At 72.6% G+C, this 19920-nt stretch carries 18 protein-coding genes and 1 tRNA gene; 14 read left to right on the top strand and 5 right to left on the bottom strand.

Going from position 1 to position 19920, the window contains the following annotated elements; genetic code table 11:
• Window positions 1–53: 53 nt before the first annotated feature.
• From Cs7R123_RS32995 to Cs7R123_RS32980, 4 genes are all read left to right on the top strand, one after another.
• Window positions 54–284 carry a hypothetical protein gene (locus Cs7R123_RS32995; RefSeq protein ID WP_212832372.1) on the top strand — a complete coding sequence of 77 codons (231 nt, stop codon included), beginning with the start codon at window positions 54–56 and terminating at the stop codon, window positions 282–284.
• Between the two features lie 115 nt (window positions 285–399).
• Window positions 400–846 (top strand): SRPBCC domain-containing protein, encoded by a 447-nt coding sequence (locus Cs7R123_RS32990; RefSeq protein ID WP_212832371.1) that lies wholly within the window; start codon window positions 400–402, stop codon window positions 844–846.
• Window positions 843–1193, top strand: coding sequence for a helix-turn-helix transcriptional regulator (locus Cs7R123_RS32985; RefSeq protein ID WP_212832370.1), 351 nt, complete (start codon window positions 843–845; stop codon window positions 1191–1193). The genes Cs7R123_RS32990 and Cs7R123_RS32985 overlap by 4 nt, the downstream gene beginning before the upstream one ends.
• A gap of 132 nt (window positions 1194–1325) precedes the next feature.
• Entirely contained in the window at window positions 1326–2756 is a 1431-nt protein-coding gene (locus Cs7R123_RS32980) for an MFS transporter (protein WP_244872300.1), read from the top strand.
• A 54-nt stretch (window positions 2757–2810) separates the two neighbouring features.
• On the opposite strand, the gene Cs7R123_RS32975 is transcribed toward Cs7R123_RS32980, so the two are convergent.
• Window positions 2811–3332: an SRPBCC family protein gene (locus tag Cs7R123_RS32975; protein ID WP_212832369.1), complete on the bottom strand. Its 522-nt coding sequence runs from the start codon at window positions 3330–3332 to the stop codon at window positions 2811–2813.
• A 67-nt stretch (window positions 3333–3399) separates the two neighbouring features.
• Between Cs7R123_RS32975 and Cs7R123_RS32970 the strand changes: the two genes are divergently transcribed.
• From Cs7R123_RS32970 to Cs7R123_RS32945, 6 genes are all read left to right on the top strand, one after another.
• On the top strand, window positions 3400–4050 hold the full coding sequence (locus tag Cs7R123_RS32970; protein ID WP_212832368.1) for a TetR/AcrR family transcriptional regulator: 651 nt from the start codon (window positions 3400–3402) through the stop codon (window positions 4048–4050).
• Window positions 4051–4275: 225 nt separating this feature from the next.
• A complete protein-coding gene (locus Cs7R123_RS32965; RefSeq protein WP_212832367.1) occupies window positions 4276–4419 on the top strand; it encodes a hypothetical protein in 144 nt (47 codons plus the stop codon).
• A gap of 228 nt (window positions 4420–4647) precedes the next feature.
• Window positions 4648–7386 (top strand): AAA family ATPase, encoded by a 2739-nt coding sequence (locus Cs7R123_RS32960; RefSeq protein ID WP_244872299.1) that lies wholly within the window; start codon window positions 4648–4650, stop codon window positions 7384–7386.
• Window positions 7387–7553: 167 nt separating this feature from the next.
• Window positions 7554–7775: a hypothetical protein gene (locus Cs7R123_RS32955; protein ID WP_212832365.1), complete on the top strand. Its 222-nt coding sequence runs from the start codon at window positions 7554–7556 to the stop codon at window positions 7773–7775.
• 77 nt (window positions 7776–7852) lie between these two features.
• A tRNA-OTHER gene (locus Cs7R123_RS32950) sits at window positions 7853–7924 on the top strand.
• Between the two features lie 29 nt (window positions 7925–7953).
• Window positions 7954–9168 (top strand): ankyrin repeat domain-containing protein, encoded by a 1215-nt coding sequence (locus Cs7R123_RS32945; protein ID WP_212832363.1) that lies wholly within the window; start codon window positions 7954–7956, stop codon window positions 9166–9168.
• A gap of 54 nt (window positions 9169–9222) precedes the next feature.
• On the opposite strand, the gene Cs7R123_RS32940 is transcribed toward Cs7R123_RS32945, so the two are convergent.
• Window positions 9223–10611 carry an alkaline phosphatase gene (locus Cs7R123_RS32940; protein WP_212832362.1) on the bottom strand — a complete coding sequence of 463 codons (1389 nt, stop codon included), beginning with the start codon at window positions 10609–10611 and terminating at the stop codon, window positions 9223–9225.
• Between the two features lie 406 nt (window positions 10612–11017).
• Between Cs7R123_RS32940 and Cs7R123_RS32935 the strand changes: the two genes are divergently transcribed.
• Window positions 11018–12097 carry a ParB/Srx family N-terminal domain-containing protein gene (locus tag Cs7R123_RS32935; protein WP_212832361.1) on the top strand — a complete coding sequence of 360 codons (1080 nt, stop codon included), beginning with the start codon at window positions 11018–11020 and terminating at the stop codon, window positions 12095–12097.
• Between the two features lie 82 nt (window positions 12098–12179).
• Here Cs7R123_RS32935 and Cs7R123_RS32930 read toward each other — a convergent pair whose 3' ends face one another.
• Together Cs7R123_RS32930 and Cs7R123_RS32925 are read right to left on the bottom strand one after the other, a co-directional pair.
• Window positions 12180–12947, bottom strand: a complete 768-nt coding sequence (locus Cs7R123_RS32930) for a hypothetical protein (RefSeq protein WP_212832360.1) — start codon at window positions 12945–12947, stop codon at window positions 12180–12182.
• A gap of 299 nt (window positions 12948–13246) precedes the next feature.
• Window positions 13247–13657, bottom strand: a complete 411-nt coding sequence (locus Cs7R123_RS32925; protein ID WP_212832359.1) for a fasciclin domain-containing protein — start codon at window positions 13655–13657, stop codon at window positions 13247–13249.
• A 106-nt stretch (window positions 13658–13763) separates the two neighbouring features.
• On the opposite strand from Cs7R123_RS32925, the gene Cs7R123_RS32920 reads away from it, so the two are divergent.
• Together Cs7R123_RS32920 and Cs7R123_RS32915 are read left to right on the top strand one after the other, a co-directional pair.
• Window positions 13764–14264, top strand: coding sequence for a hypothetical protein (locus Cs7R123_RS32920; protein ID WP_212832358.1), 501 nt, complete (start codon window positions 13764–13766; stop codon window positions 14262–14264).
• A gap of 324 nt (window positions 14265–14588) precedes the next feature.
• Window positions 14589–15446: a Calx-beta domain-containing protein gene (locus Cs7R123_RS32915; RefSeq protein ID WP_212832357.1), complete on the top strand. Its 858-nt coding sequence runs from the start codon at window positions 14589–14591 to the stop codon at window positions 15444–15446.
• Here Cs7R123_RS32915 and Cs7R123_RS32910 read toward each other — a convergent pair.
• On the bottom strand, window positions 15443–18451 hold the full coding sequence (locus tag Cs7R123_RS32910) for a BTAD domain-containing putative transcriptional regulator (protein WP_212832356.1): 3009 nt from the start codon (window positions 18449–18451) through the stop codon (window positions 15443–15445). The genes Cs7R123_RS32915 and Cs7R123_RS32910 overlap by 4 nt on opposite strands.
• 112 nt (window positions 18452–18563) lie before the next feature.
• On the opposite strand from Cs7R123_RS32910, the gene Cs7R123_RS32905 reads away from it, so the two are divergent.
• Window positions 18564–19832, top strand: a complete 1269-nt coding sequence (locus tag Cs7R123_RS32905) for a hypothetical protein (protein ID WP_212832354.1) — start codon at window positions 18564–18566, stop codon at window positions 19830–19832.
• Window positions 19833–19920 lie beyond the last annotated feature (88 nt).

The raw sequence follows: 19920 nt of genomic DNA, 5'->3' as shown, positions 1-19920 counted from the left end.
GAGGTACAGGTATTTGTACCTGTTTGGCGGTGAACCGTCGGTAACGTGAATACATGACTACGGTGACGGCGAACGAGGTGCGGGTGCTCGCGAGGTCCCGGGACGTCGATCCGGTCCTGGCCGTGGTCGACGACGAGGTCGTGGTGATCCCCAGGGCCGAGGTCCGGGAGCAGGACAGGGTGCTGTGCACCAAGCAGATGCTCGTCCACGAGCTGGGCAACGAGGTGAGCGACATCGAGGCGCAGCTGTTCGCCGGCCGCCTGACGAACCTTCTCACCGACTGATCCGTACGGCTGAGACGGACTTCCGGATCGAGGTGCAACCTTTGGGTTGCACCTCCCGTCGGCCATGTGCAACCATAGGGTTGCACGATGGTAGCGATGACCCGAGGAGTACCTGATGAGTGACGACCGAATCGAGCGCGAGACCCTGATCGAGGCGTCCCTGGAGCGGGTCTGGTCGCTGGTGGCCCAGCCCGGGTTCTGGGTGGCCGACGCGGCGAGCCTGCCCGGCACCGTGGCCCGCGAGGGCGAGTCGATGGTGGCCAAGAACTCCGAGTACGGCGAGTTCCCGGTGCGGGTGGAGAAGGTCGAGGCACCGACCTACCTGGCCTACCGCTGGGCCAGCGCCTTCCCCGGCGAGGAGCTGGGCGAGGACAACAGCACGCTGGTGGAGTTCACGCTGATCCCGGAGGGCGACAAGACGCGCCTGCGCGTCGTCGAGAGCGGGTTCGCGTCGCTGGCCGCATCCGAGCAGGTGCGCGGCCAGGCGATGAAGAACAACACTGACGGCTGGCCGCAGGTCCTCGCCGACCTGCGCAAGCGCGCCGAAGAGGCGTCCGTGTGACGCAGGAGGGCCCCGACGCCGAGCCCGTGGACAGCGTCCTGGCCGCACTGGCCGACCCGACCCGGCGCCAGCTGCTCGATCTCCTCGCCGCCCGGGGCGAGGCCACCGCGACGACGCTCGCCGAAGAGCTTCCCGTCTCGCGCCAGGCGGTGGTCAAGCACCTCACCGTCCTGGAGACGGCCGGGCTGGTGTCCGGAAACAGGGTCGGCCGCGAGGTGCGATACGCGGTGCGGTCGGTGGCGCTGAACGCGACCGCGCGGTGGATGACCGCGCTCGCGTCCGCCTGGGACCGGCGGTTGGCGAACATCAAGCAGGCCGCCGAGACGCCGGAGCAGGATTCTCCCTGACCGGCGGCATCAGCCGCCATCTCCTGGGATCGGTACGAGATCCCGACAACCCGCAGAGACACGCCGTCCGGCTCAGCCGGACGGCGTGCTGCCCTGCGCCCGCAGACAGGCTCATCGAACGAAGGAATCCGCATGACCACCGATCCACAACCGTCCGCATCGTTCGGCACCCGGCAGCGGCTGATCCTGTTCGTCCTGCTCGGTGCCGGGTTCATGCTGTCGGTCGACTTCTCGATCCTGAATGTCGCGCTGCCCGACGTCGCGGCCGGCGTCGGGCTGGCGGCGGCCGACCTCCCCTGGATCGTCTCCGCGTACGCGCTGCCCGCGGTCGGCTTCACCCTGCTGTTCGGCCGGATGGCGGACCTGTTCGGCCGCCGCCGGATGTTCCTGGCCGGGATGGTCCTGCTCACCGGGGCCTCGCTGCTGGGCGGGTTCGCCACCGGCCCCGAGACGCTGCTGACCGCCCGCGTGCTGCAGGGCTTCGCCACCGCGATGGCCATCCCCGCCTCGTTGTCCCTGCTCACGAGCACGTTCGCCGAGGGCGGTGCGCGCGAGCGCGTGCTCGGTCTCAACGGCGCGCTGCTCTCGGGCGGTTTCACCGTCGGCGCGCTGGCCGGCGGCACCCTGGTCAGCCTGCTGGGCTGGCGGGCCGCGTTCTTCCTCAACGTCCCGGTGGCGGTGGCGATCCTGCTGGTGGCCCCGATCCTGATCAGGGAGAGCGTCATGCCCGACCGGGTGAGGCTGGACCTGCCGGGCGCGGTGACCGTGACCGGCGGCCTGCTGGCCGTGATCTACGCGGTCATCGAGCAGAACGTCCCGGCGGCCGTCGCCGGTGTGCTGCTGCTGGCGGCGTTCTGGATGATCGAGCTGCGCTCGCCCGCGCCGCTGGCCTCGGTGCGCATCCTCAGCCGGCCCACGGTGAAATGGGGCAACTACGCCGGACTCGTGATCTTCACGATGGAGCCCGGCATGATCTTCCTGCTGACGTTCTACCTTCAGAATGTCCTCGGCTTCTCCCCGCTGGTCACCGGTCTGGTCTTCGGAGTGCCGGGCCTGGCCTCGGTGGCCGCCGGGGTGCTGGCCGGACGGTCCATCGGGCGTTTCGGCAGCCGCAAGGTCCTCACCGTGGGCCTGGCCGTGCAGGGTCTGGCGACCCTCCCGCTGGTGTTCGCCGGTGCCGACCGGATGGCGCTCGCGGTCCTGGTCCCCGCCCTGTTCATCGGGTTCTTCGGCCATGTCAGCGCCATCGTGGCCTACACGGTGACCGGAACCTCGGGCCTGCCGAACGAGGAGCAGGGGTTGGCCACCGGCCTGACCTCGATGACCCAGCTGGTGGCCATCACCATCGGGGTCCCCGTCCTGGGCGCGATCGCCGCGACGCAGCGCGAGGGCCTGGCCGGTATCCACCTCGCGCTGAGCGTGGATGTGGTCGTGACGCTGGTCAGCGCGGCCGCCGTCTGGTTCGGGCTGCGGCCGCGCGGCCGGGCGGGGGAGCGGACCGGTGGCGGCACCGGCCGCGACGGGCTTCGGCCGGTGGTGAAGCAGGCGCAGGCTGTGGCATGACCGCGTGGTGCCGGCCGGACTCTGCGCGATCCGGCCGGCACCCGCAGCCGTGTCTCAGGCGGTGGCGGTGCGGACGAGGCCGTCGACGGCGCCCTGGAACATGCTGTTCCAGCGCCGTGCGACCAGCGGGCGCACCAGGCCGACCGCCGTACCGGTGAGCGCCTCGACGTTGCTGATGTGCGTCCCGCCGGAGGCCGTCGGGGTGAACTGCCACGAGTGGCAGCTCCTGACGCCGCCGGAGTCGCCGGCCCAGGCGGCCCGGGACCCGGGTTCGAGTTCGGCGAGGGTGGCCTGCTCGGTCTTGGTGCCGACGGGGAAGCCCAGCGCCAGGGTCTGGTCGAAGCGCGCGCCTACGGCGAAGCCGGGGGTGCCGGCCCACGCCGTCGCCGTGTGCAGCGGCGACCAGCCCGGCCATCCCGACAGGTCGCTCCACACCCGCCAGACCTGCTGCGGGCTGGCGTCTGTCACCGCTGAGGCCTGTGCGACAAGGGTCTTCCAGCCGGCCGTGGGCGCCGTGATGCGCTCCAGGCAGTACGTGACGTTGTGCTCGTGATAGGACGCGAACTCACTGTGCATGAACTGAACCATACAGTTCAGTTCATATGAACTCAACGGTTCAGTTCAACTCTGCTAGCATCCAGCCATGACCCAGCCCCCGGCCCCCCGCGTACCAGCAGGTGAGCGGGCCGAACGCAAGCGCCAGGCGATCGTGCGCGCGGCCCGCGACGCCTTCGTCCAGCACGGCTTCGACGCCGGGATCGACCTGATCGCCAACCAGGCCGGGGTTTCCAAGGTCACCGTCTACAACCACTTCGGCAGCAAGGAAGGCCTGTTCCAGGCCGTCATCGGCGACGCGCTGGAACAGGCGCTCGACGAGGCGGTCGCCGGCACCCAGGCACGCCTGGACAGCTCCGACGACCTGCGCGAGAGCCTGGTCTGGACCGCGCGCTCCTGGGTCGCCGCGATGACCCGGCCGGACATGCTCGCCCTGCGCCACCTGGTCGTCAGCGAGGTGCGCCGCTTTCCCCAGCTCGGTCAGGCCTGGCGGCAGAACGGCCCCGACCGGGCCCGGCCGGCCCTGGTGGCGACGTTCGAGCGGCTGGTGGCCCAGGGGCGGCTGCGGATGCCCGACATCGACCTCGCCGTGATCCAGCTCTACTCCCTCGTGCTCTACCCGCATCTGATCCACAGCGCTTACGGCGCGTCGCTGCCGGAGCAGGTCACCGAGGGCCTCATCACCACCGGCGTGGACATGTTCCTCCACTTCCACCGGTACGAGCCCGCCCCGAGGTGAGGGCGTCCGGGCACCCGTCCCGGCAATCCGGAACCGGTGTGTGGTACGCCGTCGCGCACGTGGTGGCCGTCACGCCGCGTAGGCATACCTAGACACCGGTACGCACCCGCCTAGGTACGTCGCGGCCAGGGAAGATACGCCGCTGCTGCGGATGGGGAAAGCCGCTCGGCAGACCAGTATTGAGGACGTCAGAGAAACACACTGTCACGGACTTAGGAGTCTGGGATGTTCGAGTTGCCCGAGCTGAACTTCGAGCTCGCGAAGCTGCACCACCGAGAGCTCGTCGACGAGGCCGCGAAGGAGCGGCTGGCGGCGAGAGTGCACCGGCACGGCCACAAGCGCCGCCGCCAAGACCGCACGACGCGATGAGCACCACCGCAACAGGCCCGGGAGCCGCCACACGGCCCCGGGCCTGTTCGTATCCGGGGTCCGGCGGGCCGCGCGGATCGGCCCCGCTCCCATTCGGACACGGCGGGCGGTCGTCGATGGACGGGGCGGTCCGGTGACCGCCGCTCGGGCCGATGAGAGCGAGCACACAGGCCCGGCGGCCGGAAAAGGGCACCGGAGCTGTCCGGACGCGCCGGTACGCTGTCGCGCGTGGGAAGCCAGCGAGGTGCCGTGAGCTCGGCGATGATCGGGCGTGACCGCGAACTGCGCCGGCTGACCCAGCTGGTGGCGGCGCGGCGCCCGGCCGTGGTCTTCGTCGGCGGCGAGCCCGGCATCGGCAAGACGAGGCTGGTCCGCGAGCTGCTGGCCACACTGCCCGACCAGGCCGTGGTGCTGCTCGGCCACGCCGAGCCCGACTCGCTGGCCCGGCCGTACGAGCTGCTGCTGGACGCGCTCGACGCGGACGGCGTGAGCGTGGACGCCGACCGGCTGTCCGCGGTGACCGACCCGCAGCGCAGCCCGGTCGAGCGGCTGCACAGCGGCCTGGCCCTGGTCGCGGACCTGGTCGGCGAGTCGCCGTCGGTGGTCGTGTTCGAGGACCTGCACTGGGCCGACTCGGAGAGCGCCGCGCTGTTCGAGCGCCTCGCCGACGCCGACGGACCGCGCGTGCTCGTCGGGACGTACCGGCCGGACGAGGTGAGCAACCGGCACCCGCTGGCGTCGCTGCTGGAGCGGATGGAACGCCGCCACGCCGTGGCGCACCTGCGGCTGGAGCGGCTGACCGAGGCGGAGACCGCGGCGCTGCTGGCGACCGTCACCGGGCGGCCGGTGTCATACCGCACCGCCGCCGCGCTGTACCACCGCACCGGCGGCAACCCGTTCTTCCTGGAGGAGCTGCTCGGCTCGTGCGCGCCGGGCGACCTGGAGTCGCTGGTGGCGCAGCCGCTGCCGTGGAGCCTGGCCGAGGTGCTGCGCCGCCAGGTGACCAGCCTCGACCCGGCGTCGCAGCGGGTGGTGGAGGCGGCCGCGGTGCTGGGCCGCCGGGCGCCGTTCGACCTGCTGGCGACGGTCACCGGGGCGGGCGAGGACGAGCTGATCGGCGTGCTGCGCGAGCTGGTGGTGCGCGGCGTGCTGGTGGAGGCGGGCGAGGACGAGTTCAGCTTCCGGCATGCGCTGGTCCGCGAGGCCATCACCGGGCAGATGCTGGGCCGCCAGCGCCGCCGCCTGCACGAGAGCGCGCTGGAGGCGCTGCTGGCGGGTGGGGACGCCGACCCGGCGCTGATCGCCCATCACGCGCAGGCCGCCGGCCGCTACGCCGACATGGTCGGTGCGGCCCGCCGGGGCGCCCAGCTCTACCTGGCCATCGGTTCGGCGTACCAGGCGCTGCAATTGGCGGAGATGGGCATGGCGGAGGAGCCGGAGGATCTGGCGCTGCTGTCGGCCGCGGCCCGCGCCGCGTGGCTGGCCGGGCTGCTGGACGACGCCGCCTGCTACGGCCAGCGCTGGCGTGATCTGGCCGACGGCCCTGCCGACCGGGCCGACGCGCTCTACCTGCTGATCCGGCTGGCGTGGGAGGCCGGGGACGAGGCGTGGATGGAGCGGGTCACCGCCGACATCGAGCAGCTCATCGCGCAGCTGCCGCCGGGTGCCGACAAGGCGCGGGCGATGACGGCCGTGGCGCAGTCGGCGATGCTGCGCGACTACGACGAAGAGGCGCTGGCCTGGGCGGACCGGGCGCTGGCGCTGGCAGCCCAGTTCGACCTGCCGCAGATCCGGCTGGCCGCGCTGGTGGAGAAGGGCATCGTGCTGACCGGGAACTCCGACCGGTCGGCGGAGGGGCGCGCGATCCTGGCGGGCCTGGTCGACGAGGCGGAGAAGCTCGGCGAGTGGGTGCTGGCGGCGCGGGCGCTGAACCGGCTGCTGCAGATGCCGCAGGCGTCCTCGCTGACCGAGCAGGCCGAGCTGCTGGAGCGGATGCGCGGCGACGCCGAGCGGGCGGGGTTCGAGGCGCTGTCGGTCGCGGCGTACTACCAGGGCCGGGCCCGGCTGGCGATGCGTGAGGGCGACCTGCAGGCCGCGATCGGGGCGCTCGACGACGGGCGCGCCCGCGACCGCGGCTACCGCCACTCGGGCCGCCGCGCCGACTTCCACGCGGTGTTCCTCGCCGGATTGTGCCTGGAGTCCGGGGCGCTGGACCGGGTCCGCCGCCTGCTGTCCGATCTGGCCGAAGTCGAGAAGCTCGACCCGATGGTGCTGCTCTGCCTCGAATTCCACCTGGCGTGCCGCGGCGGCGACGTCGACCGGGCTCAGGAACTGCTCGGCCCGGTGCTGGAAGGGCTGCGCGCTCAGGCGTGGCGCAGCGGCGAGCAGGCCCACGACCTGCTGTCAGCGGCGCTGTACGCCGGACTGCCGCGGGAGCGGCTGCGCCTGCTTGCCGGTGAGCTGCTCGACGGGCAGGTCTGGGACCACTGGCGGGCGCTGGTGGAGGCGCAGCTCGCCGAGGTCTGCGGGCAGACCGCGGCGGCGCTGGACGGCTACCGCTCGGTCGCCGGATCACCCCTGCTGGCCCCGGCCGTGCGCGGCACCGCCCACCTGGGCGTGGCCCGATGCCTGCTGGCGCTGGGCCGCGACGCCGAGGCGGCCGGCGGCGTCGAACACGCCGCCGAGCTGCTGCGCCGCTGGACCGGCTGGCGCACCGTGCAGCTCGCCCAGTTGCAGGCGCAGCTCGGACTGGCCCCCGCAGACGGCCGGACGGCGGTCACCGGTGCCGCCGCGCTCACCACCCGCGAACGCGAGGTGGCGCTGCTGGTCGCCGACGGCCTCACCAATGCGGAACTGGCCCGCCGCCTGTACATCTCGCCCAAGACCGCGGCCGTCCACGTCTCCAGCATCCTGCGCAAGCTGGGCGTCACCTCCCGGACCGAGGTCACCGCCGCACTCGCCTCCTGACACGGCGGGCCCGGTTCACAGTACTAAATGGACTCTGACGGGAATGGTCGGTGAGCTGCGGATTGCTCCGTCCACTCCGGCCCGCCCCGGATCGCCTGCGGTGGAAGTGAAAGGATCTGGGCGTACGTCCGGCGCCGTGCCGGACCACCGATGCCGAAGGAGTGGCCATGCCGGTTTCCGCCGATCTCGCCAAGCTGCTGGACAAGGAGTACCAGGACAAGAGCCTGGAGGAGCTCGTCAACGCGCCGGTCGCCGCGCTCGCCGGTGTGAGCGAGCGTGCCGCTGAGCACATCAAGGACGCCCTGGGCGTCAAGACGATCGGCGAGCTGGGCCGCAGCCCGTACTTCCGCGCTGCCCGCGCGATCGCCGACCTGGCCGACTCCAAGTAGTCGCGTCGCGGGCCGGCCGCCCGCCGTGGCGGTCGGCCCCACCCGCCCCGCAGGCCGCATTACACTGCCGGTCGAGCGGGGCCGTAGCGCAGTAGTCGTCGCGCCGCACTTCAATGCGGAGGACGCCGGTGCGAATCCGGCCGGTCCTGCTCCCTTTGTGCGGGAGGCAGTCGAGCCCATGGCCACGTCGCGTCGTCGTACCGGACCGCGTCCGCAACCCCTGCGCCCGGCCACATCGGTGATCGCGGCCTGCACGGCTGCTCGCCTGGCGGGGGACTGGGAGGGCGCCTGCCTCGCGGTCGGGCTGCGGCCGGTCGTGGACCTGGCCCTGGTCGAGGCGTCCTGGGGCGAGGCGGCGGCGCGAGAGCTGGCGGAGAGCCTGGCCCAGCTGGCACCCGATCTGATGCAGCAGTACCTGCGGTCGGACTATCGCGGTTGGAACAGCTATGCGACCGTGGTCCTGACCGGCGAGAGCGCCGCGTTTCTGAGCATCCCCCGGCGGCCGGTGCCGCTGCCCGACGGGCCGGTGCTGGCGCTGACCGGTCCGGTGTCGAAGAGTGAGGGCGTGGGCGCGTATCTCGCCGTCACCACGCCCGACCGGTTGCCGTCGTCGTGGCAGGCGCTGCCGGTGTGGTGCTGGCGGGCCGACGCGGTGGACGAGCGCCGGGAGGCGTACCTGTCAGGCCGTGAGCAGGCCCGTGGCGACCTCGAAGCGTTCGCCTCCGGCGCGCTGGACCTGGCCGACCTGCACCCGCTGGTGTTCGAGGCGCTCTATCCCGGCGAGGTCCAGCCCCGGGCCGAGTACACGTGGGACTGGCCCGCGGTGCGGGTGCGGTGCGGGAGGGGTTGGCACCGGGTGCAGGTGGCCGACGGGCGGCTGGCCCTGCTGGACCATACCGATGACGAGATCCGCCGGGAGTCGGCGCTGGCCGCGCTCGGCGGCCCGGTCCCGGGCTGCGTGACCGTGCTGCGCACCTGGCGCAGCGGCCAGGGGCGGCTGCCGGGCGAGCTGCACCGGATCCGGCAACCGCTGTTCGAGTACGCGTTCGCGGGTCATACCGACGTGGTGGTCGCGATGCTCGACGCCGGATTCGACCCGGCGGTGGCCGACGGCAACGGCCGGAACCTGCTCCACTACCTGGCGCGGCTGGACGGCGTGCGGCTGCTGCCCCGGCTGCTGGCGGCCGGGCTCGCGGTGGGCGGCCGGGACCGGCACGGCGTCACGGCACTGCATCTGGCGGCGGCCCGCCGGGCTGGGGACCTCATCGCCGCGCTGGTCGAGGCCGGTGCCGAGCCGGGCACCGCCGACGGCGACGACCTGCCCCCGGCGGTGGAGTATCCGGCGTGGCGCTACGAGAGGGCGGCGCGCGTGCGCATCCCGGCCCGCCCCTGAGTGGAAAGGGCCGGGCCGGACCACCCGGCAAGAGTGGTCCGGCCCGGGGTCAGGTCAGCCGAGCAGGACGTGGAACAGGTCCGTGTGGTCGTTGGTGCCGAGCACGCCGAGCCCGCGCGGGCCGATCGCCCATACGGGGACGACCGCGCCGGTGTGCTGCTGGCTCGCCGGGGCGGTGACCGGGGCCGCGCCCGCGCCGCCGAAGCCGGCCGTGCCGTAGGTCAGGGTCAGGGTCTGGCCGTCCTTGGTCACCACGTTGGTGGAGTAGCCGGTCGGCAGGCCGGAGCCGGAGGCGTCCTCGCTCACGATCTGGCTGGTGTGCGAGTGGTCGGCGGTCACCACGATCAGGGTGTCGGGGTGGGTGCGCTGGTAGTCCAGCGCGACGCCGATGGCGCGGTCGAAGGCGACGGTCTCGCCCAGCTGGCCGCAGGCGTTGGTGGCGTGGTCCTGCTTGTCGATGGAGGCACCCTCGACCTGGAGGAAGAAGCCCTTCTTGTTCTCCAGCAGCGAGATGGCCTTGCCGGTCAGGTCGGCCAGGCTCGGCTCGTTGGCCGGGCGCACGTCCTCGGTGCACGCGACCGGGGTGTTGCCCTTGCCCAGCGCCGCGGTCGGGCCGCTCCACTCCAGCGACATGTTGCCGCCGGCGAACAGGCCGAGCACCGGCTTCTTGCTGTCGGCGACGCCGGCGAGGCCGGCGGCGTCGGTCACGTACTGGTATCCACGCTCCTGCGCGACCTGGACGAGCGTCTTGCCCGCGTCAGGGCCGCCCGGGATGGTCTGCGCGAACCGGTTGCGGCCGCCGCCCAGCATGACATCGATCTTGTGGTCGATCTCCTGCTCGGCGATGGAGCCCAGCCCGCCGGCGGCCTTGGTCTCCAGCGCGCAGTTGGCCATGTCGGCCGGGCCCTGGCAGCCGCGCAGCGAGATGTGCGAGGCCAGGACGGCCGGGGTGGCGTCGGTGATCTCGGCGGTCGACACGTCGCCGACCTTCATGCCCCGGCGCTGGGCGAGCTCCAGCACCGTCGTCAGGTTGGCGCCCGGGACGTTCAGCGCGCTGCTGGGGCCCTGCGAGATCCGCTCGTCGATCGTCTTCTGGCCGGTCGCCCACATGGTGCCGGTCGACGCCGAGTCCGGGTCGTAGTCGGGCAGGTACGGCTCGGCCGCGTTCGGCTTCACCGACCACGTGGTGTCGAAGCCGGTGAACGGCATCCGGTCCACGTTGAGCTTGTTGGCCACGCCCTGGTAGTAGCGGGCGGCCGTGATCTCCTGCGTGCCCATGCCGTCGCCGATGAACAGGATGACGTTCTTCGGCTGGCGGTGGGACTGCTTGATGAACCCGTCGTAGTCCTTGTTCCCCGCCGAGTGAGCCGCCGCGGTCCCCGCCACGCCGAGCGCGACCGCACTGGCGGCCGCCACGCAGGCAAGGGCAACCTTGCGCTTCATGTCGTGCCCTTCTGAAGAATGGATGCAACGACGGGACGGTAGGCGCGCGACATGACCGCGCGGCGACGCGACAGCGAACGTCCGGGGCGAAGCGACCGCGTCTGACCAGGATCTATAAGCGATTGTCCGCCGCCGTCGACTAATTCCACTTTGGCGTTGCGTACTCGATTCGGGCATTCGGCGACCGGTCGGCCGATGGATCGGTGCGGTTGTGCCCGAGGCGCCCGGCCGAACAGCCGAGGCGCGTGACGCCGGGGAGGACCGTTCGGTCCTGCGGCGGGTCCGTCCAGCCAGATTCCCATCGTTGGCACGCCGTACGCGCCCTCTTCACCGGCATTCCCCACGCTGTTGTCTGATCATCGCGATGCTGGCGGCGATCCCCCTTCCCTCAGCGAGGAGCATCTTCATGCGCCTGCCACTCGCCAGCCGCCGCGTCACGGTGCTCGGGACCGCGCTGGCCGGCATCGTCGCCGCCGGTATCGCGATCGCGAACCCGGCCGCGCTCGCCGCGCCGGGCGCCCCCGGCACCCGGCCGGTGTTCTGCGACCACGACAACCGCAAGACCCCGTTCGCGCAGTACCTGTGCGCCCAGCCCGGCGACCTGCTCGACGTGCGCATCGGCGACGTGCACCCGACGCAGCCGTCCCTGGGCTACGACGAGGTGTACTACAAGCTCGGCCGGTACACCCTCGGCAAGGACGCCATCAACAAGAAGTTCGACGACTGGTGCGAGGCCGACGGCCGGATCGCCGCCGCGTCGGCGGCCCCGGACGCGCGGCTGGACGACCCGTCGTCGTTCACCTGCCAGCTGCCGGTCGGCGCCGAGACCGCCGACAGCATCGCCCCCATGAAGACGGTCGTGATCGGGCCCGGCGGTGAGCCGTTCCTCACCGACGGCCACCACACGCTCACCTCGTTCTTCGAGACGCCGGACGGCGGGGCCGATCTGCACGTACGCCTGCGGGTGCAGGCCAACCTCAGCACGCTGACCCGCCCGGCCTTCTGGGACCAGATGCAGGCGAACAAGTGGGTATACCTGCGCGACCCGCAGGGCCACCCCACTAAGATCAACAAGTTGCCGACCAGCGTCGGGCTGGCCAACTTCGCCGACGACAAGTACCGCAGCCTGCTGTACTTCGGCCGCGACATCGGCTACGCGCAGAACGGGCTGCCGTTCCAGGAGTTCTACTGGGGCAGCTGGGTCCGCGACGCCCAGCCGATCGACCTGGCCGCCTGGAACCCGGACGACCTGGCCAGCTACCTGGCCGCCGTCAAGGCGCTGACCCAGACGATGACCGCGCTGCCCAAGGATACGGTCGTCGACAGCGGCTTCACCGCCGCCCAGCTGGGCGCACTGGCCCTGTGGAACGACGGCAAGGCCGCGAACAAGGGCGAGTTCGACAAGCTGAGCAAGCCGTACAGCGAGGCCAAGCCCGGAAAGCTCGCCTACACCCTGCAGTACAAGCTGGTGCACGGCCTGCTCTGACCACGGCTGAATGAGCGGTGCGAGCCCCGGCGGGATCAACCCGCCGGGGCTCGCACCGTCGGCGCCGCGTACGCCGTCCGGGCTACGGCTGTTCGCGCTCGGAGGGCGGCGGTTCGCAGGGCGCGGGGTAATCGCCGTCGTCGGCCGTGTAGCAGGTGCTCTCCGGCGCGGACAGGTCGAGTGCCGAGCTGCGTACCCCGGTGTCGCAGGCGGCGAAGCAGTCGGCGCCCGCGTCGCCGTACCCCCGGCCGGTGGCCTGGTTGTTGGTGTCCTGCCGGTAACTGTCGTGCGGACCGCCGAAGCCCATCTCCCGCAGCAGCTCGCGGCTCTGGCCCACGACCGCCGTCGCGGTCGCGCCGCACTTCTTTGTGCCCGCGCAGCCGATCCAGCAGTGGCCGAACGCGTCCCACTTGCGACTGGCGACGGGGCGGCCGGTGTCGCGGTGGTGCTTGGCGCGGAAGCGGACCGCCTCCGTTTTCATCGGGTCCAGCAGCGGGTCGAGGCAGTGTGCGGCCCAGGCCAGGTAGGCGGCGGTGCCGACGACCAGGACCCCGCCGGCGACCAGCGGCCAGCTCACTCGCTGGACCGGCCGCGCGGCCACCGGGCCGTTCTCGGTCTCGGACGCGCAGGGGCAGCCTTCGTGGACCTCGCCGCCACATCGCTGCACCGCCAGGGTCGGCGGAGGCGAACCCGGCGGCGGGCCACCGGTCAGGCTTGAGCAGACCGCGGCGTTGCCGGCGGCGCGCTGGAGCGCGAGCAGCCGTACCTCTACGGAGCGTCTGCCGTCAGCCGCTCCGACCGCAGGCGTGCGCGTCGGCTTGACCTCACGATCGTCACCGAGCGAGCGCATGAGGGCCTCCTCGACTCAGGGTCCACTATCAGCTGACCACATGCCGCCGTCACCGCACGGTGGATTACGAAGTCCGGCCCGTCCCGGCGGGCTGCCCCGCGTGGATCGCCACAGTCCAGAGGATTTCCAAATCGGCTATTAAGCTATAACAAGGACGAATATTCCATTATCCGATTAACCTCTTGAGACATCTCGACAGGCCCGCGAGACCCGGCGGTGATCAGCGCCAACCTGTCCCGCGCCCGTCGACGCCGTCCTGTCCGGCGGCGGGCGCTGACCGCGTCGTGCCGTTCGATACCTCAGGACGGCGGCATCAGGACGCGGTCGACGAGGTAGACGACGCCGTTGCGGGTCTGGATGTTGCCGCAGATGATCACCGCGCTGTTGTTGACCTTGAAGTCACCACCGCTGCCGGTCACCGTGATCTTCTGGCCTTCCAGGGTCGGGTGCGTGCCGGCCAGCTTCTCCGGCGCGATCCTGCCGTTGACCGTGTGGTAGGTCAGCACCTTCTTGAGCTGCGCCGGATCGGCGAGCAGCCGGTTCAGGTCCGCCTGCGGCAGTTGGGCGAACGCCTCGTTGACCGGGGCGAAGACGGTGACGGCCTCGGCGTTGTCCAGCACGCTGGTCAGCTTGGCCTGATTGAGGGCGTTGAACAGGGTGGAGAGCCGTGAATTGGCCGCCGACGCGGAGCCTGTGCGTTGCTGCGCCATCGCGTCGAGGCTGCCCTCCGGAAGCGACGCGCAGGCCGGCCCGAACACGGCCGGGCCGGGCGGCGGTGGCGGCGGCGGTGGCGCCGGTCGGGGCGACGGGGTGGGGGTGCGCGTCGTCGTGACCGACGGCCCCGGAGTGGATGGCGCCACGCTCGGGCCGCTGGGCCCCGCCTTCGGGCTGACCGGGGCAAGCGGTGGCGGGCTCACCGGTGCCACGTTCGGGCCGCTGGGCCCGGTCTTCGGGCGGACCGGGGCGAGGGGCTGGGGGCTTACCGGCGCGACATCCGGGCTCGGCGGTGGCGCATCGGGGCTCGGCGGTGGCGCATCCGGGCTCGGCGGTGGCGCTTCGGCGCTCTCGGGCGCGACGTCCGTGCTGGGTAGCAGGGCATCCGGGCTGTTCGGCGCGGTGTCCGGTTCGACCGGCGCATCGGCGGGGGGTTCGCCGTCGGTGGGCTCGTTCGCGGGCTGCGCGGCCCGGGTCAGGGTCGTCTCGCCGCAGGCGGCCAGGCCGAGCGGCAACGACGTCGCCAGTACGACCGCGAGCGTGATCAGCTTCCTCTTCCCGTGCATGGCGGGCCCTCTCTCCGGTCCGATTTCTCCACCGTGATTCGACCTGAACTCGGGCGCACTTTTGCACTTATCGCGAAAATTGCTCTCGTTCCGCGTATCTCGTCGTGATCGGAGCCGTTTCGGGTAAGCTCCCGCGTCCCACATGCCCGCCGAGATCCGCCATGCCATCGATGAAGATGGTGGCGAAGGTGGCCCCTGAGTGTCGACGTCGGTCGGTCGCGACATCTGTTCGGACCGCGCGACCCGCTGCGTGGGCGCCGCATCCCACTGGTTGACATCGATACCTGATATCTAGCTTGTTAAATGTTTTTGGCACATCGCTCACAAGCTCATCACAAGCCTCATGCCCGATGATGCGCCAATGACGATGAAATCGAGGATGCTGCCCGCGCTCGTCGCCGGTGCGGTGGCGCTGGCCGCCGTCATCACCGCCACGACCGTCGGCGGCCAGCCGGGCGCGGCCGCCGCCTGCCAGCGGTCGGTCGCGATCGACCCCCAGGTCACCGTGTCCGAGGCCACCGCCACGCTGACCTTCACCGTGTACACGGCGTCCTGCGCCGCGGCGGGCTCTGTCGGCTACACGGTCACCGACGGCACCGCCCACCGGCCCGCCGACTTCGAGCTGCCGGGCGGCCTGCTGCAGTGGCCCGCGGGCGACGGCGGCCTGCGCCAGATCCAGGCGGTCATCGTGCGGGACACGGTGTCGGAGGCGCTGCTGGAGGACTTCACGGTCACCCTGGTCAACCCCAGCCCGGACGTCCGGATCGTCGCCGCCACCGGCCGGGGCCGGATCTTCGACAACGACACCCCGATCCGCGCCGCGACCGTCGACAGCCGGCTGTGCCTGATCGAGCCCCGTACCTCGCCGCCCCCGCCGCCCCCGTCGCCCTCGCCGCGGCCCGACCCGGGCACGACGGCGGTGCCGTGCACGATCGAGCCCGGCAACATCGTCAGCACCCCGCTCGCCACCAACGATCCGTCCACCCTGGACCAGGCGGTGACGTTCAAGACCTCCGACGGTGACCTGTTCGCCGGGCTCGACTACGTGGCCGTCAACCGCACGGTCGTCGTCCCGGCCGGGCAGACCAGCGTGTACGTCCCCATCCAGCTGCTACCGCACGCGCTCACGCAGAACGGGAAGTACTTCAACGTCGCCATCACCTACTACTCGGCCGGGACCGTCGTCACCGGTACGGCCCGGGTGACCGTCTGGCACTAGCCCAGCAGGGACATGTTGGCCAGGGTCCTGGCCTCCATGGCACGGTCGTCGATCTCGCGGCACAGGGCGAGCGCCCGCCCGAAGTGGTCCAGGGCGCTCGCGTGCTCGCCGCGGGAGAGGCGGATGAGGCCGATGGCGTTGGACGTCTCGGCCTCCCGCCGCTGCTCGCCGATCCGCCGCCGGATGGCCAGGGCCAGCCCGAAGTGGTGCAGGGCGCCGTCCTCGTCGCCGGCGGCCAGCCTGGTCTCGCCGAGGTTCTGCAGCACGGCGCCCTCCAGGTGGGCGTTGCCGATCTCGCGGGCCAGCCGCAGCGCCCGGTCCAGCGCGGCATGGGCCAGGTCGAAGTCGCCGAGCCGGGTGTGGATGTCGGCGATGTTGTTGAGCGCGAGCGTGATCCCGGGCAGGTGGCCGTCGGCGGTGTGCAGGTCGAGTGCCTGCGCGAAGGCGTCGCGAGCCTCCGGCAGGCGCCCGAGCTGGGCGTGGGCGTGCGCGATGTTGTTCAGCGCCATGCCCTGGCCGCGCTGGTCGCCGCCCTCGCGCATGAGTTCCAGCGCCCGGTCGAGCTGCTCGAGGGCGTCCTCGTGGCGGTGGGTGACGTTGTAGGCGACGCCGAGGCCGCTGCGCATCAGCCGCTCCGCGACCGGATCGTCCAGGCGCAGCGCCGCGCCCAGGCCCTCCCGGCAGATCTCGGCATAGGCCGGCCAGTGGCCCCGGTGGGTGTAGTAGCTCGCGAGCAGGTAGGTGAGCTGCCAGGTGATCCGGGGCTCGGCGTGGCGGGCGACCGGCAGCAGGTTGGGGCGCTCGCCGTCCAGGAAGGACAGCACGCCGGTGGCGTCGCGCAGCGGCGGCAGGCCCGGCGGCGGGTGGTGCCAGTCCAGCTTCACCCGGTCGCGCGCGGGTTCCAGCGTCTGGTTGGCCGTCTCGGCCAGGGCCAGGTACCAGGTGGACATCGCCGTGCGGGCCTGCTCGGCCTCCACGGGGGCGCAGCACTCGACCGCGTAGAGCCGGATCAGGTCGTGGAAGCGGTAGCGGCCGTCCGCCACCTCGGTGACCAGGTGCACGGCGGCCAGCTCGTCGAGCGCCTGCGGCACCGGCCGGCCGAGGACCGCGGCGGCGAGGTGCGCGGTGAACGTCGGACCCGGATGGTGGCCCAGGCGCCGGAACAGCGCCGCCGCCCCCGGGCTCAGCGCCTGGTAGGCCGAGGCGAACACGGCCCGTACGCTGCGGGAGCCGCCGGGCACGGCCAGCGCGCCGAGGCGGTCCTCGCCGGTCAGGTCGGCGACGAGTTCCGCCAGCGGCCGCAGCGGGCGCGCGGCGAGCTTGGCGGCGGCGATCCGCAGGGCCAGGGGCAGCCGCCCGCAGAGGTCCACCAGGCGGTCGGCGTCGGCGGGTTCGCGGTCGACCCGCTCGGGGCCGAGCACCCGGCGCAGCAGCAGCGCCGCGTCGGCGTGGGGGAGGGTGTCGAGGCTGATCGCCGCGACCTCGTGGTCCAGGGCCAGGGCCGTGAGCTGGTGGCGGCTGGTGACGACCAGCAGGCTGTTGCCGTCGGGGGGCACCAGCGGCGCGATCTGGTCGGCCGTCGCGGCGTTGTCGAGCAGGATCAGCATCCGCCGCTCGTGCAGGGCCGAGCGGTAGCGGCCGAGGTCGTGCGGCGCCGCGTCGGCGGTGACGCCCAGCGCCCGCAGCAGGTGGGCCAGGGCCTCCGGCGCGGGCATGGCGGTGGCCGGGTCGTGGCCGCGCAGGTCGAGGAAGAGCTGCCCGTCGGGGTACCGGTCGATGACGCGGCGGGCCCAGTGCACGGCCAGCGCGGTCTTGCCCATACCGCCGGGGCCGGAGATCACCGCGACCCGGCCCGCGCCGCCGACGAGCGCGTCCAGCGCGGCCTCCTCCGGCGCGCGCCCGGTGAAGTGCCCGGCGGCGGCGGGCAGCTGGGCGGGCCTGCTCGCGGCGGCGGGCCCGGCCAGCTCCAGCGAGGGGTCGCGGCGCAGCACCGCCACGTGCAGGCGTTGCAACTGCGGGCTCGGCTCGACGCCCAACTGCTCGGCCAGGTGCTCACGCAGCCGCTGGTACGCCCTGATCGCGTTGGTGTGCCGCCCGGACCGGTACAGGGCCAGCATGAGCAGCCCGACCAGGCGCTCCCGGCCCGGGTCCGCGGCGAGCAGGTGCTCGATCTCGTCGGCGGCGGCCGCGTGCTCGCCCAGCCGCAGGCGCGCGTCCCACAGGTCGTCGAGCGCGCTCATCCGCGCCTCCGCCAGCAGCCGCACCTCGGTCGCGGCCCAGCCCGCGGGCTCGCCGTCCTCGAACGCGGTGCCGCGCCACAGCCCGAGCCCGTCGAGCAGGTGGGTGACCGCCTCGGCGGCGGCGCCGCGGTCCAGCGCCCGGCGCCCCAGGTCGGTGTGCTCGTGGAAACGCGCGGCGTCGACCTCGGCGGGGCGCAGGTCCAGCAGGTAGCCGGAGTCGCGCGTGACCAGGACGCCGGGCAGGCCGCAGTCGTCGAGCGCCTGGCGCACTCGGGCGATGTGGGAGTACAGCGACTGCGTCGCGGTGCGGGGCGGCTCGTCCCCCCACAGCCCCTCGGCCAGCCGTCCCGGCGACACCGGGACGCCGGCCCGCAGGCCGAGCAAGCCGAGCAGGGTGCGCTGGCGTCCGCCGACCAGGGTGGCCCGGCCCCGCGGGCCGACCACCTCGATCGGGCCGAGCAGGCGCACCGCCTGGGTGTCCGGCGCGGTCGGCTGCCGCCGGTCCTCATCGGCGAGATCACGCAGCGTGGCGAGTTTGCCCTGCTCCGCGGGGGAGGCGCCGAGCAGGCGCACGAGGGTGTCGAAGCGATCCGTCGGGGGCAGCGTCTTGCCGGTGAAGTAGTGCGCGATGATCCCGGTCGACCAGCCGGTCCGGGCGGCCAGCGCGCGGTAGGTCAGCTCCGCGCCGCCGCGCCGCCGGGCATCGCGCCGCTTGAGCTGCCGCAGGGTCCGGGCCAGCTCGTGCAGGGTGCCCCCGTCGGCCATCGGACTCCTAGATAGACAAACCTGAGTGTCTAATCGTACTTGCCGTGCGGCGGTGTTCAACGGTGTTCAGGATCGGCCCGCCGGTCGGCCCGGGGCTTCGACCATTGCCGCCATGACTGACACACTCCCTCGCCGCGCCAGGTTCGGTTGGGGCGTCGCCGCCCTGATCGTCGCCGCCGCGCTGCTCCCGGCGGCGGCCGCCTCCGCCGCCGAGGAGACCAAGACCGACCAGCCGGGCGTCGCGCCCGCCGAAGCCGTACCGGGTGGCTTCCGCACCTGGGAAGACCTGAGTGACGCGCAGACCCGCCTCAACACCGCCGCCGACGACATCCTGTCGGTCTCCTCGCCCGGCTACGCCGGCCTGGTCGCCGCCCCGGAGAACGGCGAACTCCAGATCTACTGGAAGGGCGCGGTGCCCGCCGACGCGCAGGAGCGCGCCGCGCGCACCGGCGTGCCGGTGCGGTTCCTGACGGCCCGCTACAGCGAGGCCGAGCTCGCGACCGAGGTCGACCGGCTCGGCGCCGACTCGCGGGTCGCCACGGCCGCGCCCAACGTGGACGGCTCGGGCCTGGCGGTCACGGTGACCAGCGACGCCGACCGCGCCGCGATCCTGGCCCAGGCGACGCTGCCGCTGACGGTCACCGTCGACCGCAAGCCGGACCTGCTCTTCGACCGCCAGAACGACATCTCGCCGTACTGGGGCGGGGCGCGCTGGACCAACCTCAGCACGGGCGGCGGCTGCTCCACCGGGTTCAGCGTGAACTGGGCGGGCGCCCCGCGCATGCTCACCGCCGGCCACTGCGGCGCCAACGGCAACGTGGCCCGGATCGGCAACGCCACCCAGCCCAACACCACCATCACCGCCGACGTCAACGCCCGTGACACCCAGATGCTGAACCGCCCGGCCGGGCGCACCTTCGCCGGCCGCATCTACACCGGCGCCTGGAACAGCTCGTCGAGCATCCGGGTGGGCGGGTCCGCGATCGACTACGTCGGCAACTGGATCTGCACCGGCGGCTCGTTCAGCGGCGAGCACTGCAACGCCAAGGTGTACGCCGTCAACACCAGCGTGCTGGGCATGGCGCCGATGACCTACGCGGCGAAGGTGCCGGGCACCCCGGCCGCGGGCAACTGCATCGCCGCCCCCGGCGACAGCGGCGGCCCGGTGTACTCGCACGGCCTGTTCGTCGACAAGTGGCCCCACCTCGAGATCGCGGCGCTGGCCCGCGGCACGATCACGGCCGGGTACCTGGACACGCCCTGCATCTCGCTCGGCGTCTGGAAGACCGGTTCCTACCGGGTCTTCTACGCGCCGGTCCGGCGGCCGTTCTTCGGCCCGTACGTCGGGTCGCTGACCTTCTACGGCGCCACGCTCATGTGACCGCGGGCGGCGGCGCGGCCGGGAGGGCAGGTCCCCGCTCTCCCGGCCGCGCCGCCGCGATCGGCGTGCGGTGTCGGTGCGCCCACGA

This window comes from Catellatospora sp. TT07R-123 (genome assembly GCF_018327705.1).
In the GTDB taxonomy this organism is placed as follows: domain Bacteria; phylum Actinomycetota; class Actinomycetes; order Mycobacteriales; family Micromonosporaceae; genus Catellatospora.
Note: the sequence above shows the minus strand (reverse complement) of the source record. Positions and strands in the feature narration are given on the sequence as shown.